The following is a 14,197-nucleotide window of genomic DNA, read 5'->3' as shown; positions in this document are numbered from 1 at the left end:
CCCGGCGGTGCCGAGCTCCCCGCGGCCGAGGTGGGGCCCGCGCCGTAAGCCCGTCACCAGCCCAGCCGACGCCCGGGGTGGCTGCCGGGTCGGGGCCCGCTGCTGCGGCTTCCTCGCGGTAGATGTCCGGCTCCAGGTAGATGACCCGGGCGATCGGGACCGCCTCGCGGATCCTCGCCTCCGCCGCGTCGATCGCGTCGGCGATCTCCACGGCGGTGTCGTCGTGCTGCACCGCGATCTTGGCCGCGACGAGGAGCTCGTCGGGGCCCAGGTGGAGGGTGCGCATGTGGATGACGCGGGTGACGGTCTCGCCGTCGACGGCCGCGGCGCGGATCTTCGCGAGCTGCTCGGGCCCGGCGGCCTCGCCGAGCAGCAGGGACTTGGTCTCCGAGGCGAGGACGAGGGCGATCAGCACGAGCAGGGCGCCGATGCACAGGGTGCCGATGCCGTCCCAGAGGCCGTCGCCCGTGAGGATCGACAGGCCGACGCCGCCGAGGGCGAGGACGAGGCCGACGAGGGCGCCGAAGTCCTCGAGGAGGACGACGGGCAGTTCGGGGGCCTTGGCGGTGCGGATGAACTGGCCCCAGGACTGCTTGCCGCGCAGCTCGTTGGACTCCTTGATCGCCGTGCGGAAGGAGAAGCCCTCCGCGACGATCGCGAAGACGAGGACGCCGACGGGCCAGTACCAGTGCTCCAGCTCGTGCGGTTCCTTGATCTTCTCGTAGCCCTCGTAGAGCGCGAAGACGCCACCGATGGTGAACAGGACGATCGAGACGAGGAAGCCGTAGATGTAGCGCTCGCGGCCGTAGCCGAAGGGGTGTTCCTCGCTGGCCGCGCGCTGGGCCTTCTTGCCGCCGAGGAGGAGCAGCGCCTGGTTGCCGGAGTCGGCGACCGAGTGCACTCCTTCGGCGAGCATCGACGACGAGCCGCTGAACGCGAACGCGACGAACTTCGCCACGGCGATGGCCAGGTTGGCGCCGAGCGCGGCGACGATGGCCTTGGTTCCGCCTGATGCACTCATATGTGCTGGTTGTCCCTTCCGCCCTGATCCACCCCTGGACCGCCGGGCTTTGCGGTTCCTTTACGGCGGGCCATTGTTGCAGCCGCGGGGCGGAGGGGGGCGTCAGACGGCGACCGTGGCGCGGAAGACCCTCGCGTCGTCCCCGGAGAGCACGACGCTCTCGGCCGCCCGGACGTAGGCGGATTCGCCCTGGCGGAGCCGCAGCTCCCGGCCGTCGGCACCGCCGTCCGCGGCGCGGAGGACGGCGGTGCCCGAGGTGCACAGGAGGATCTGGGGCGTGCCGGCGGGCAGCGTGGTCGTGGCGCCGGGGGCGAGGTCGAAGCGGGAGAGCCGGAACTCCTCGACGGGGGTGCCGTAGACCTCCTCGCCGCCGGCGTCCGCCTCGGGCCGCAGGACGGCGGGGGCGGTGCTCTCGAAGCGGACGACGCGCAGCAGTTCGGGCACGTCGACGTGCTTGGGCGTCAGTCCGCAGCGCAGCACGTTGTCCGAGTTGGCCATGATTTCGACGCCGAGGCCGTCGAGGTAGGCGTGCGGGACGCCGGCGCCCAGGTAGAGGGCTTCACCGGGCTGCAGGCGCACGTGGTTGAGGAGCATGGCGGCGATGACGCCGGGGTCGCCGGGGTAGTGCCGGGCGAGGGAGGCGTAGGCGGCGCAGGCGTCCCGGTACGGGCCTTCCTGCGCGGAGAGCCGCTCGGCCGCGGCGGCCGCCTCGGTGACGGTGCGGGCCATCTCGTCGTGGTCCGCGGTGAGGACGGCGGTGAGCACCTCGCGCAGGGCGTCCGACTCCGGGCGGGCGTGCAGGAGGTCGGCGTACGGCTTGAGGGAGTCGACGTCGAGCGCGGCGAGCAGGCCCGCCGTCTCGGCGGGTGCGCGGAAGCCGCACAGTCCCTCGAAGGGGGTCAGGGCGCAGAGGAGTTCGGGCTTGTGGTCGGCGTCCTTGTAGTTGCGGTGCGAGGCGTCCAGGGGGATGCCCCGGGCCTCCTCCTCGGCGTGGCCGGCCGCGGCCTGGGCGAGGTCGGGGTGGACCTGGAGGGAGAGCGGGGACCCCGCGGCGAGGATCTTGAACAGGAACGGCAGCCGCGGCCCGAAGCGGCGCAGGGCCCGCTCGCCGAGCTCGCCCTCGGGGTCGGCGGCGATGACGTCGGAGAGGGGGCGCAGGCCCCCGCCGCCCGCGGCTGCTTCCCCGCGGTCGACGCGGGACGGGGCGCCGGGGTGGGCGCCCATCCACAGCTCGGCCTGCGGCTCGCCGGTGGGCGTGGTGCCCAGCAGTGCGGGGATCGCGGTGGTGGAGCCCCAGGCGTAGGGGCGCACGGTGTTGACGAGGCGGTCCATGCGGGCGGTTCCTGACTGTGCGTACGGCGCGTCTACGGGGCGGCGGATCTGCGGGGCTGCTGCGGTCTTCGGCCTACGGACCTACGGTCTGCGGGCCTACGGTCTGCGGGCCTACGGTCCAAGGCCTACGGTCTACGGGGTCGAGGCGAGGGCCAGATAGACGGCAGCGAAATCCGTGATGGCCAGCAGTTCAGCGGCGGTCTGCAAGGGGCTGTCGGCGTCGGTGGGCTCCAGCTCGCTGACGGGCGTCTCGCGCTGGAGGGCGAGTTCGCGGGCGGCGGGGGCGGGTGAGGTGACGTCCGGTTCCCGTTCGCGGAGCAGGACGACGCGGGCGTGCAGGGCCTCGGGCTCCTCGACGCGGTCGCGGAAGAAGTCCTCGGGGTCCGCGCCGGCGGCGAAGGCCCCCGCGAGGAGGGTGCCGTGGGCGGTCAGGGCCTCGGGCAGCTCGGCGGCGAGGGCCGGGCGCCCGGCGAGGGCGGAGAGGACCGTGGCGAAGTGCCGGCCCGCCGCGGCGGCGAGCTCGCCCTCCGTCCAGATGAGGGGGAGGGTGTCGGCCAGCTCGGCCGCCAGGGTCTTGGCGGGGTTGCTGTAGGTGGCGATGGCCGGGCCGCAGCGCTCGGCGACCTGGTCCAGGCGGTCGGCGAGCGCCTCGACCTCGGAAGCGTCGCCGGCGAGCAGCCCTATGCGGTCGGCGAGCACGAGCAGGGGGGTCAGCAGGGACCACAGGAGACCGGGGCCGATGGGCAGCGCGGGGCGCTCCCCCGCCGGCGCCTCCTCCCCCGCAGAGGTGCGCGGCTCGCTGCCCGCGCGGGCCTCGTCCGGCGAGGTCGTCAGCGGGATCGCGAGACCGCGGGCCTGCGCGGTGGCGTCGGCGAGGGGCGAGCCGGCCGGGCTGACGCAGACGACGGAGCAGCCGCGGCGGTAGGCCTGTTCGAGGAGGATGGCGAGGCCGGGCTCGGTGCCGTCCGGGCTCGCGACCAGCAGCAGGTCGAGCGGGCCGGTCCAGCCGGGGAGGGCCCAGCGCAGGGCGCCGGGCGCGGGAGCGACGCCGGTGGGGCGGATCAGGGTGACGGGGGCGCTGCCGCCGGCGAGGGCGGTGAGCAGGTCGGCGGTGCAGCCGGCCGCGGGGCCCGGCCCTGCGATCAGGACGGCGCGGGGGCGGCCGTCGGGGCGCAGGCCCGTGACGCCGGCCTCCGCGGCGTTGCGCGCGGCCGTACGGACCCGGGCGCCGGATTCGGCGGCGCCGCGCAGGAGTCCGTGGATGTCGGCGCGGGACAGGGCGTCGGGATCATCGAGGAGTGACTCGTCGAACACCGTGGATCAGCCTCCGGTCGCCGTCGGGTACGCCGTGCGGGTGCCCGGCCGGGCCTACGGTGCGGTGGGCCGCCGGGCGGGGTCGGGCGGGGTCGGGCGGGCGCTGCGGCGTCAGGCCGGGCGCCGGGCCTCGTCCACGAGCAGGACGGGGATGCCGTCGCGGACGGGGTAGGCCAGGCCGCAGCCCGTGCCCTCGCACACCAGCTCGGGGGACTCCTCGGAGGCGGACTCGTCGCGCAGGGGTGCGTGGCACGCCGGGCAGGCGAGGATCTCCAGGAGACCGGCTTCGAGCGGCATGAGGGTGTTCCCTTCGGATGTACGTCTCTGTCCGGCCAGAGTACCTTTGCGCTCCGCTGCGGGGAGCGTGGCATGGCGGGTACGCCGTCCGCGGGTGTTTTCTGCGGCCCGGCCGCCCCGGGTGTTCGTCCGGCGGCGCCGGCCCGGCTGAGGAGGCCGGCTGCGGGGGCCCGGCACCGCCGGGACGGTTGGGTCGGGTGCTCGCCGTCGCGGCGGGATCAGCGGGCGGGGCCACGCCTGTCAGGGCGGATTGCCCGCCGCGCCCCCGAGCCCCGCTGAGGGAGCTCGGCACCGCCGGGACGGTTGGGTCGGGTGCTCGCCGTCGCGGCGGGGTGAGAGGGCGGGGCCGCATCCATCGTGCCGGGGGCCGTCGTGCCGACGGCCGGAGGGTCGCCGGCCCGGGAGTCGCCAGCCCGGGGGTCGTCGGCAGGGCCGGGCCCCGAGGCCTCCCGCCCTGCCGGCGAGCCGCCCGGCCCTGTCGTCCTACGCGCGGACGATCGCCAGGACCTCGTCGCGGAGGCGGGTGACCGTCTCCTGGTCGCGGGCCTCGACGTTCAGGCGGAGGAGGGGTTCCGTGTTGGAGGCGCGGAGGTTGAACCACCAGTCGGAGGCGGCGACGGTGAGGCCGTCGAGCTCGTCGAACTCCACGCCCGGCACGTCCTCGTACGCGGCGCGGACGGCCGCCGTGCGCCCGGCCTGGTCGGCGACGGTGCTGTTGATCTCGCCGGAGCCGGCGTAGCGGTCGTACTCGGCGACCAGCTCGGACAGCGGGCCGCTCTGCCCGCCGAGCGCGGCGAGGACGTGCATGGCCGCGAGCATGCCCGTGTCGGCGTTCCAGAAGTCGCGGAAGTAGTAGTGCGCGGAGTGCTCGCCGCCGAAGACGGCACCGGCGCGGGCCATCTCCTCCTTGATGAAGGAGTGCCCCACGCGGGTGCGCACGGGCTTGCCGCCGCACTCCTTGACGACCTCGGGCACCGACCACGAGGTGATCAGGTTGTGGATGACGGTGCCGCCGGGGTGCTTGGCGAGCTCGCGCGCCGCGACGAGGGCGGTGATCGCGGAGGGGGAGACGGGGTCGCCGTTGCCGTCGACGACGAAGCAGCGGTCGGCGTCGCCGTCGAAGGCCAGGCCGATGTCGGCGCCGACCTCGCGCACGCGCTTCTGCAGGTCGACGATGTTCTTCGGGTCGAGGGGGTTGGCCTCGTGGTGAGGGAAGGTGCCGTCGAGCTCGAAGTACATGGCGTCGACGTCGAGGGGCAGGCCCTCGAAGACGGTGGGCACGGTGTGCCCGCCCATGCCGTTGCCGGCGTCGACGACGACCTTCAGGGGGCGGATGCCGCTGAGGTCGACCAGGGAGCGCAGGTGGGCCGCGTAGTCCGCGAGGACGTCCTGCCGGGTGACCGTGCCGGGGGTCTGCGCGGGCTCCGGGGCGCCGTTCTCCAGCCAGCCCTCGACCAGGGAGCGGATCTCGGCGAGGCCGGTGTCCTGCCCGACGGGGGCCGCGCCGGCCCGGCACATCTTGATGCCGTTGTACTGCGCGGGGTTGTGACTGGCCGTGAACATCGCGCCGGGCAGGCCGAGGTGGCCGCTCGCGAAGTACAGCTGGTCGGTGGAGCACAGGCCGATCTCGGTCACGTCCACGCCGCGGGCGGCGGCGCCGCGGGCGAAGGCCCCCGAGAGGCCGGGCGAGGAGGGGCGCATGTCATGACCGACGACGACGGCCGTCGCGCCCGTCACTTCGGCGAAGGCGGCGCCGAAGAGCTCCGCCAGTGCTTCGTCCCACTGATCCGGGACCACACCGCGTACGTCGTATGCCTTTACGATCTGCGACAGATCAGCCACAGCCAACGCCTTCCTGGGTCCGGTACGGGGGAGACAAACCTACCGGGACCGGCTGACAATCCGGACGCGGGTCGCTCGAGGACCGCTCGAGGACCGGTCAAGGACCGGTCCGGGACCCGTCGTGGGTCCGGCCGTGACGGCGCCGGCTCTCGTCACGGCGTCAGTGGGTGAGGGCGTCAGTTGTCGGGCGAGCGAAGGACCCTGAGGTGGCCTCGGCGGGCGACCTCCATCGGATCGGCGTCGCGGCCGCCGGGGCCCGCGGTGCCGGGCGGGGGGCCCGGCTGCACGGCGCGCTCCTGCGGCCGGGCCGCTTCGCGCACGGCGTTGGCGAGTGCTTCGAGGTCGTCACCGCTGGGGCGGGCGGGGCCGCTGTCCAGGGCGAGGCGCACGACATCCCAGCCACGCGGAGCGGTCAGCCGCTCGGAGTGCTCGGCGCACAGGTCGTAGCAGTGGGGTTCGGCGTAGGTGGCGAGCTGTCCGAGGACGGCGGTCGAATCGGCATAGACGTACGTCAGCGTCGCGACGGCCGGGCGGCCGCACGCGGTGCGCGAACAGCGACGTACAGGGCTCACGACGTTGGACGGTACCGCACTCTTGAACGGGCCGCGACGACTCACCCCCGGCTCACCCCTCCGTGTCGTCCTGGTTCGTCCCGTGGACGCCTGCTTCTCCCCACCGCGCTGACCTGCGCGGAGGCCTGTGAACAGGGTCTCACCAGGCCGTGGACCGGTCAGCGGCACCCCCGCTCCGGACCCTCGCGAACAGACCGGACGGTCCGATACCTGACCATAATTGATCACAGGTCTGGCCGGAATGTTCATCAGGCGACATTCCCGGGATACGCGACAGCCGCGGACGAGAGGGCGGCCGACGGATACCCTCAAGAGTGATGGACAACCGCGTACCTCCCCCTGCCACCACCGGGGGTCCTCCGAGCCACGCCGGGCCGCGCCCGCGCCACCGCGACCGACACGGACGCGGCATGCGCGGGCCGATCGCACCGCCCCAGGTGCCGCTGTCGGTCAGCCGCGGCGAGGCGTTCGTCGACATGGTGCACGACTCCGCCGAGCGGCTGGAGCGCCGCTGGCCGCAGCTCGCCTCCGTCGACTTCGTGGTCCGCGAGGTGCCGGTCACCAGAAGTGACGCGGGGGGCTCCATGAGCGACCCCGAGGGCCTGGACGCCTTCGACTTCGACGGCGAGTCCGTCCCCCTCGGCCGCTACGTGGCCGCCCGCGGCGACTTTCCCGACCGGATCGTGGTCTACCGCCGCCCGGTGGAGATCCGTGCCAAGAGCCGCGACGAGCGCGCCCTGCTGGTGCACGAGGTCGTCGTCGAGCAGGTCGCCGAACTGCTCGGGCTCGCCCCGGAGTCGGTCGACCCCCGCTACGGGCAGGACTGACCGCACCGGGCCGGACCGGGCCCGGCCGCCCGGCCTCGCGCCGGTCAGCGGTTGAGCATCGACAGGTCCTGCTCCGCCTCCGGCACCGCCACCGACGAACGGTCGTCCGGCAGCGGCTGGATCGTGAACATGGGCACGCCGTCCTTGGGCAGCGCCAGCATCCGCGAGGCGTGCACCGGCCCGCCGGAAACCTTCTCCACCGTCACCGCGAACGACCCCTTGGCGCCCTGCGGCTGCGGCGGCTCCACGGTCAGCGTCGTGCCCGGCTTCACCGTGTACGTCTTGACCGCCGGCTCGCCGCCCTCGCTGCCCGCGGACGAGGTGACCTTCACCTGCGCCGCCTCCTTGCCGGACGCGACCAGGGCGAGCGTGCCGGCCTTGGGGCGGTTGTCCGCCACCGTGGCCCGCCCGCCGAGCTGCGCCACGGCGGGGACGAACGCCGTCTCCTGCTTGTCGTCCTTGCCGCGCGTGACGCGCAGCGCGGCGACGACCGGGGCGCTCCTGCCGTCCGCCGTGAGCAGCAGCGAGCCCGCCTCGCCCTTGGCGACGTCGCCCAGGTCGACGGCCGCGGTCATGCCGCTGCGGACGTGCAGTGTCTCGTGGCCGGCGGGGGTGATCGCACCGCTCGGTCCGGCGAAGCGCAGCTTGAGGTCGGCGTCGTCCGAGCCGGGGGCGAAGACGACCAGCCGTACGGACGTCGCGTCCGCCGGGATGCCCGGCAGGACGGCGTCCGCGGAGGGCTCGGCGGACGCCGGGATCCAGTCGCCGCCCTTCTTGTCGTCGGCCGACTGCAGTCCGGCCCCGATGCGGCCCGAGCGGGCCGCGACGTGCACCGTGAGGTCCTCCGCGGGGGCGTCCGAGAGGGAGGACAGGAGCACGGGGACGGTGGAGCGCGGCGGGACCGTGACGCCCTCCCCCGACCCGGACTTGATCCGGCCGTCCTTGCCGTAGAGCTCCAGGTCGACGACGGCCGCCGTGCTGTCGGGGTTGGTCAGGTGGACGTAGTCCTGGCGGCCCTTGACGGTGCTCGCGCCGGGGAACCAGAACGAGGTGTCCGGCGCCGTGCACGTCAGCCCGTGCAGCCCGCGCCCGCTGCCCGCCGCGACCACGGTGGTCTGCTGCACGGTCCAGCCCGGGGCGAGCGCCCCGTCGGCGCTGCCGATGAGGGCGGGGGCGTCCGAGCGGTTGGTGGTCGCGGTGGCGGGCTTGCCGGGCTCCTTCAGGGACAGCACCGAAGTGCCCGCGGGCGCGGGGCCCTTGCCGCCCTTGTCCTTGTCCTTGTCCTTCTCCTTGTCGTCCTTCTTTCCCTTGCTGTCCTTTGTGCCGCTGCCTTCCGCCTTGTTGCTTCCTGCTGCCGACGACAGCTCGGCCGCGCCCTTCTGCGCGCCCTTCGACCCGCCGGCCGGGGTGAAGGCGGTGTACGCCGTCTCCCCCACGTCCGACGAGGTGGGCGCCGGGCAGAGGGCCATGGAGCGCTGGACGGGCAGCCGGGCGGGCGCTTTCGCGGCCGTACGGGACTTGCTTCCGGCGCTCTCGCTGCTGCCGGTGCCGGACGGCGCGGTGAGGACGGCCACGCCGCCCAGGGCCGCGAGGGCTGCGGTGGCGGCGAACAGGGACAGGGTGGTGCGCTTCACTGCTGCTCGCTCCCGTCGCGGTGGTGCCGGTCACCGCCGCCGTACGTCGTGTCGTGTGCTCCGCCGTAGGTGTACGGGTCGTACGGCCCGGACGGTGCGGTCGGCCCGTTCGCGTAGGGCTCCGCCGGGTACTGGCCGTGTTCCTGGCCCGGGTAGGGGAACTGCTGGGGTGCGCCGCCGTAGGCGGCGTCGTACGTTCCCCCGTGGCCGCCCTGCGGGTAGGGCTGTTCACCGTACGAGCCGTAAGGCATCTCCTGGCCGTACTGCTGCGGCTGCGGCTGGTGCTGATGCTGCGGCACCGCGCCGTAAGGATCCGCTGCTTGCTGCTGCCCGTGCGGATCGGCGTACGGATCGGCGTGGGAGGCGGCGTGGGGAGCGGCGTACGGATCGACGTAAGAGTCGGCATAGGGCGCCGCGTACGGATCGGCGTAAGCATCGGCGACGGGCTCGGCGTGCGGGGCTTCCGGCTCCGGAGCGGCCTCCGGCCGGGCGCCCTCGGCCGCGGCCCGCAGCCTGCGCGCGCGGCGGCCCTCCCCCGCGACGGCCTGGGCCGGTACGGAGGCGGGCGCGGCGGCAGCCGCAGGGGCTCCCCCCGTCTCCGGGAGGTCGTCGTCGACCTGCCTCTTGCGGCCCGGCAGGGCGAGCACCACGAGGACGGCCGCCAGGAGGCCCTGGGCCCACAGCCAGGCGGTGTGCGCGGCGGGCGCCTTGTAGGTCAGTGCGAGCTTGCCGCCGTTCGCGGGAAGGGTGAAGCCCTGGGCCCAGCCGTCGACGGTGGTGCTCTTGAGGGGGTGTCCGTCGAGGGTGGCCTGCCAGCCGGGGGCGGCCTTGTCGGCGATGCGCAGGACGCGGCCGGCCGGTCCGGCGGGGAGCGTGGCGCGGGCCTCCACGGGGCCTGCGGCGACCGGCAGGGGTGCGGGCCGCTGCCCGCTGCTCTGTCCGCCTCCCTGCCCGGCGCCCTGCGTCCCTCCGGCGACGATGGTGATGCGGGCGACCTCGCGGTCGACGCGCCACAGCGAGGCGTCGTCCTGGCGGCTGAGACGGGTCAGGCCGGGGGTGGTGTCGAGGACCCGGCCCATGGCCGCGGGGGCGCTGTTGCGGACGAGGACGTAGCCGACGGCGTAACCGCCGAGGAGGTCCGCCTGGTCCGCTCCGGAGCCCGCGACGAGGCCGGCGACGACGGCGTCGAGCTTGGCGTCCGCCCCGGCGGCCGCTGCGGCTTCCGCGTCCCCGAGCCGGGTGCCGGAGCCGCGGACGAGCGCGTAGGAGACCCGGCCGTCGCGGCCGTCGAGGACGAGGGTGCGGGCCCGGTCGCGGGTGGCCGCCTCCTCCGCGACGAAGGCGGGCACCTGCGCGGGGTCGCGCCGCTCGAGCGGGCCGTCGGCGCCGCCGACGGCCCAGCCCACGGCGGCGACCAGCGGGGCGGCGGCCGCGGCGAGGGCGATGAGGGCGGCCACGGGCTGGCGCCAGCCGAAGCTGAGCGCGGCCACGCGCGCCCGTGCGCCTTCCGCGCCGACGGCCGCGGCGGCGACGAGCGCGAGCCCGTAGACGAGGGTGGCCGGTCCGGCCCAGGCCGAGCGGGCGGCGAGCACGGCGGCGGCGAGGGCCGCCAGGGCGGTCACCCAGGCGCCGCGGACGGCGAGCTGCCGGTCGGCGCGCAGCAGGGCGGCGAGCGCGGCCAGGACGAGGCCTGCCAGCAGCAGCCCGCCGATGGACTTCGAGCCTCCGGGGTCGGCGGTGAGGAGGTGGAGCGGGGAGGACGCGCCGGTGGCGGCCGGGGCGGCCCCGGCCTCGGTCAGGAAGCGGCCCGGGTGCGCGAACAGGCCCAGGGACCAGGGCGCCAGGAGCGCCACGGGCGTGAGCACGACGGCCAGGAAGCGCGGGGCGTGGAGGGCCAGCCGCGCGCGCCCGCCCTGGGCGCCGTGCAGTGCCACGGCGCCCAGGCCCAGGACGACGGCGAGCGGCCACACCACGGGAGTGAAGGCGGTGGTGACGGTGAGCAGGAGGGCGTACGCCCAGGACGCGCGCCAGGTGGGGCGGGCGCCCGGGACGCGCAGGCCGGTGGCCGCGACGGCGGTGCGCGCCATGAGCGGCAGCAGGATCGCCAGGACCGCGGTGCCGAGCCGGCCGGCGGCGAGGGCGCCGGTGGCGGCGGGCAGGAAGGCGTAGGCGACGGCGGCCCAGGCGCGCAGGGGGCGGGAGGAGACCAGTGGCCGGGAGGCGAAGTAGGCGGCGAGGCCGGCCAGGGGCACCGAGCAGACCAGCAGCAGGGTGAGCGTGAAGCCGGTGGAGCCGAGGAAGAGCGTCGAGAGGGTGGCGAGGACCGCCAGGTAGGGGGGCGCGCTTCCGGTGCTGCCCACGCCGACCGGGTGCCAGTCGCCGGTGTACTGCGCCCACAGGGCGGAGGCTCCGTCGGGTGCGGGCAGCAGGGCGCCGCCGGACAGGCTGCCGCTGCCGAAGAGCTGGCGGCAGGCGACGACGGAGACGATCAGCAGGAGGCCGAAGAGGACGGGTGCGGGCTTGCGGACGAGGCGCTTGAGGCGGGCGAACTGCTCGATCTCCAGGAAGTCGGCGTCCTCCCCGGTCGGCCCGGATTCGACGGCGCCGTGGCGCCCGCCGGAGGAGGGGGCGTCGTCCCAGCGGCCGCCGAAGTTGCTCGCCAGTTGTTCGGCGGCTGCCCGGAGGGTCGCGCCGGGCGGTGGGAAGAGGCCTTTCAGGTCGCCCGGCGGGACGGCGGGTGCGCCGCGCGCGGCCCGGGCGGCGCGGATGCGGCCCGGGCGCAGGAGGACGCCGAAGAGGCCGGTGAGTTCGTCGAGGGCCTGCGCGGGAGCCTTGCCCAGGAGGTAGCCGAGGGCGTGCAGGAGGGTGCCGAGGACGAGCCGCAGCACGACGTAGGCCAGCAGCGGGCCGCGGGTGTTGACGAGCAGCGTGTGGACGGCGCCGGCCTTGTCGACGCGGTGCGGGTTGACGGCGCGGCGGCCGGCGCAGTCGACGGGGCGGCGCTCGCGGGCGGCGGCCTCGGCGTGCCGCAGGACGGCGTCGGGCGCGACGAGGACGCGGTGGCCGGCGGCGTGGGCGCGCCAGCACAGGTCGACGTCGTCGCGCATGAGGGGCAGCCGGGGGTCGAAGCCGCCGAGCTCCTCGAAGACGTCGCGGCGCACGAGCATGCCCGCGGTGGACACCGACAGCACGGAGCGCACCTGGTCGTGCTGGCCCTGGTCCTGTTCGCGGCGGTCGAGGCCGGTCCAGCGGCGGCCGCTGCGGGCGATGGAGACGCCGGTCTCCAGCAGCTGGCGGCGGTCGTACCAGCCGCGCAGCTTGGGGCCGATGACGGCGGCCCCGGGCTCGGACTCGGCGACGCGCAGGAGCTCGTGGAGGGCGCCGGGTTCGGGGGCGCAGTCGTCGTGCAGGAGCCAGAGCCACTGGACGGGTTCGAGGTCGGCGTCGCCGTGGCGGCGGCCGTCGCCGGGCTGGTCGTAGGCGTCTTCGCGCCAGGTGCGGCTGACGGGGTCCCAGCCGCTGGAGCGCTTGAGGTAGGGCAGTTCCTCGGGGTCCGGTGCGGGGACGGCGCGCAGGGCCTCCTCGACGGCGGTGCCGAAGCCGGCGCGGCGGGCGAGGTGCAGGACGCGGTCCGGGCCGAGGGCGTCGGCGAGCAACTGGGCGGAGTCGTCGGCGCTGCCGGTGTCGGCGCCGACGGCGGCCTGCACGGGGCGCTCCTGGCCGAGGAGGCCTTCGACGGCGTCGGGGAGCCAGCGGGCGCCGTCGTGGCTGACGATCACGGCGGTGACCACGTGGCGCGGGAAGGCCGGTGCGACGGCCGGGTCGAAGGCGGGCAGGCGGCCCGGAGCGGCGGACGCGGCCGCCGTCTTCGAGTGCGCCGCATTGCTGTGCACGGACATCGGGGTACGGGCCCTCCGGCCGGGGTCCGGGGCGGGCCCCGGATGGGTGCTGTGCTGGACTGCGCCGGCCGCGGGTGCGCCCGTCGGGGCGGCGGTGCGTCTCGGACGGGGCCCCACACTAGTGGCTGCGCGCACAGCGGTCCGCCTCGCGCCGGGGGCGCGGTGGGCGGACCGTGGGTCGTCCCGCACGTCTTGCGGCGGGGAGGCTTCTACCGGCGGAAACCGCGGCCGGGGGCGGGCTCCGCGCCCGGCGGTCAGCGCTACGGGGCGCTAACCCTCGGCCTCCGCTTTTAACTTTCAGTGACTATCGGCCCATAAATTCGGGGATTTCCCACGGAATCACTGGCCCCGGAATCACCGAAACCGAATCACGGGCTCCGGCCGCCGATAAGACCTGCTTATCCGACCCATAAGGACCGGCCACTCCGCGCCTATCCGTATGCCTATCGGAAGCTCAGACCGCAGCCTTCTTGAGGCGGCGGCGCTCGCGCTCGGACAGGCCGCCCCAGATGCCGAAGCGCTCGTCATTGGCAAGGGCATATTCAAGGCATTCCGAGCGGACTTCGCAGGCGAGGCAGACCTTCTTCGCCTCCCGCGTGGATCCGCCCTTCTCGGGGAAGAAGGACTCGGGATCGGTCTGAGCGCACAGCGCGCGCTCCTGCCAGCCGAGCTCCTCGTCCGCCTCCTCGACCAGCAGTTGCTGAAACAGCTCGGTCATGTGCGCCCCTCGTCTGTCATTTACGTCCCCGCGTCGCCGCCTTCATCAAAGTACGGCAGAACGACACGGGTGAAATTACAAGTGTGCCGATCCGGGCCAGTCAAGCCGAGGTCTGCTATTGGGCCCCTTATTCACTCTGCGGAACCAAAGCCAAGCAGAAAGTGTCCAAAACATTACAAGTCCGGACAGACCCCTCTGCCGGCCACCGCCGCCCCGCTCCTCTCTTCAAGAAGAGGACGTCACGCGCGGCAATCCCGTTGCACCGTCCGGCCGAACGATGTTTACGGCCCCGACTGGAGCGCCACCTGTCCATGGTCACACCCCCGCAAACCTTGGAGCACCCACAGTTACCGGATGAGGTGAAACATTGCCCCCAAAAGGGACACTCAGTTGACACAACGTGGCCGCTCCCGTCACCGTGGTGGGCATGCCAGTGAACGCCGCCCTCAGCCTGACCCGTGACTACGGGTCCCGCTGCGCCGTGCAGGCTCGCTGTCGCTGTTCCAGCTGTTGATGCCCCAGAGCTCCGGCTGAGCCTTCTTTCCGCTCTTCCGCACCCCCGCCCGCGCGGCCGTCACCCGGCCGTCCGCGGCGCATCGCGCCCTCGCGCCACCCCAGCTCCGGGCGCCCCAACGCTCCGCCTGTCACGCGCCCTCCCCCGCTCTTCCGCCGAGGAACCCCCGCACATGAACAGCGACGTCCAGATCGCCGGCGACCCGCTCGCCCTCCCCCACCTGATGC

At 74.6% G+C, this 14,197-nt stretch carries 10 protein-coding genes; 1 reads left to right on the top strand and 9 read right to left on the bottom strand.

Translation table 11 applies throughout. The annotated features are described in order from the left end of the window. The 6 genes from ACSNOG_RS28130 to ACSNOG_RS28105 form a co-directional block, all read right to left on the bottom strand. Positions 1 to 1,021, bottom strand: a 1,021-nt coding sequence (locus ACSNOG_RS28130) for a cation diffusion facilitator family transporter (RefSeq protein ID WP_436755511.1), incomplete at its 3' end; no start/stop codon positions are given. 102 nt (positions 1,022 to 1,123) lie between these two features. Beyond that, on the bottom strand, positions 1,124 to 2,353 hold the full coding sequence (gene manA / locus ACSNOG_RS28125; RefSeq protein WP_436755510.1) for a mannose-6-phosphate isomerase, class I: 1,230 nt from the start codon (positions 2,351 to 2,353) through the stop codon (positions 1,124 to 1,126). 132 nt (positions 2,354 to 2,485) lie between these two features. Continuing rightward, positions 2,486 to 3,667, bottom strand: a complete 1,182-nt coding sequence (locus tag ACSNOG_RS28120) for an SIS domain-containing protein (protein WP_436755509.1) — start codon at positions 3,665 to 3,667, stop codon at positions 2,486 to 2,488. Positions 3,668 to 3,778: 111 nt separating this feature from the next. After that, complete coding sequence (locus ACSNOG_RS28115; protein WP_168091692.1) at positions 3,779 to 3,964, bottom strand: Trm112 family protein; 186 nt, start codon at positions 3,962 to 3,964, stop codon at positions 3,779 to 3,781. 483 nt (positions 3,965 to 4,447) lie between these two features. After that, the gene (locus ACSNOG_RS28110; RefSeq protein WP_436755508.1) at positions 4,448 to 5,806 is read right to left on the bottom strand and encodes a phosphomannomutase/phosphoglucomutase; all 1,359 of its coding nucleotides are present in this window, start codon (positions 5,804 to 5,806) and stop codon (positions 4,448 to 4,450) included. Positions 5,807 to 5,982: 176 nt separating this feature from the next. After that, positions 5,983 to 6,423 (bottom strand): DUF3499 domain-containing protein, encoded by a 441-nt coding sequence (locus tag ACSNOG_RS28105; RefSeq protein ID WP_436755507.1) that lies wholly within the window; start codon positions 6,421 to 6,423, stop codon positions 5,983 to 5,985. Between the two features lie 272 nt (positions 6,424 to 6,695). Here ACSNOG_RS28105 and ACSNOG_RS28100 point away from each other — a divergent pair, with 272 nt between their 5' ends. After that, on the top strand, positions 6,696 to 7,205 hold the full coding sequence (locus ACSNOG_RS28100) for a metallopeptidase family protein (RefSeq protein WP_436755506.1): 510 nt from the start codon (positions 6,696 to 6,698) through the stop codon (positions 7,203 to 7,205). A gap of 44 nt (positions 7,206 to 7,249) precedes the next feature. Here the strand turns inward: ACSNOG_RS28100 and ACSNOG_RS28095 are convergent, their stop codons facing one another. The 3 genes from ACSNOG_RS28095 to ACSNOG_RS28085 all read right to left on the bottom strand — a co-directional run bounded on the left by ACSNOG_RS28095 (position 7,250) and on the right by ACSNOG_RS28085 (position 13,456). After that, positions 7,250 to 8,839, bottom strand: coding sequence for a DUF5719 family protein (locus tag ACSNOG_RS28095; RefSeq protein WP_436755505.1), 1,590 nt, complete (start codon positions 8,837 to 8,839; stop codon positions 7,250 to 7,252). Next, positions 8,836 to 12,738, bottom strand: a complete 3,903-nt coding sequence (locus ACSNOG_RS28090; RefSeq protein ID WP_436755504.1) for a glycosyltransferase family 2 protein — start codon at positions 12,736 to 12,738, stop codon at positions 8,836 to 8,838. The genes ACSNOG_RS28095 and ACSNOG_RS28090 overlap by 4 nt, the downstream gene beginning before the upstream one ends. A gap of 454 nt (positions 12,739 to 13,192) precedes the next feature. Then, positions 13,193 to 13,456 carry a WhiB family transcriptional regulator gene (locus ACSNOG_RS28085; RefSeq protein ID WP_004952403.1) on the bottom strand — a complete coding sequence of 88 codons (264 nt, stop codon included), beginning with the start codon at positions 13,454 to 13,456 and terminating at the stop codon, positions 13,193 to 13,195. Between the last annotated feature and the right edge of the window lie 741 nt (positions 13,457 to 14,197).

The sequence above is a fragment of the Streptomyces sp. URMC 124 genome (assembly GCF_051386455.1).
GTDB lineage: Bacteria > Actinomycetota > Actinomycetes > Streptomycetales > Streptomycetaceae > Streptomyces.
Note: the sequence above shows the minus strand (reverse complement) of the source record. Positions and strands in the feature narration are given on the sequence as shown.

Excerpts from the sequence above, each read along its gene's own strand:
- manA (WP_436755510.1), bottom strand. The coding sequence starts at position 2,353 with ATGGACCGCCTCGTCAACACCGTGCGCCCCTACGCCTGGGGCTCCACC.
- ACSNOG_RS28115 (WP_168091692.1), bottom strand. The coding sequence starts at position 3,964 with ATGCCGCTCGAAGCCGGTCTCCTGGAGATCCTCGCCTGCCCGGCGTGC.
- ACSNOG_RS28100 (WP_436755506.1), top strand. The coding sequence starts at position 6,696 with ATGGACAACCGCGTACCTCCCCCTGCCACCACCGGGGGTCCTCCGAGC.
- ACSNOG_RS28090 (WP_436755504.1), bottom strand. The coding sequence starts at position 12,738 with ATGTCCGTGCACAGCAATGCGGCGCACTCGAAGACGGCGGCCGCGTCC.
- ACSNOG_RS28085 (WP_004952403.1), bottom strand. The coding sequence starts at position 13,456 with ATGACCGAGCTGTTTCAGCAACTGCTGGTCGAGGAGGCGGACGAGGAG.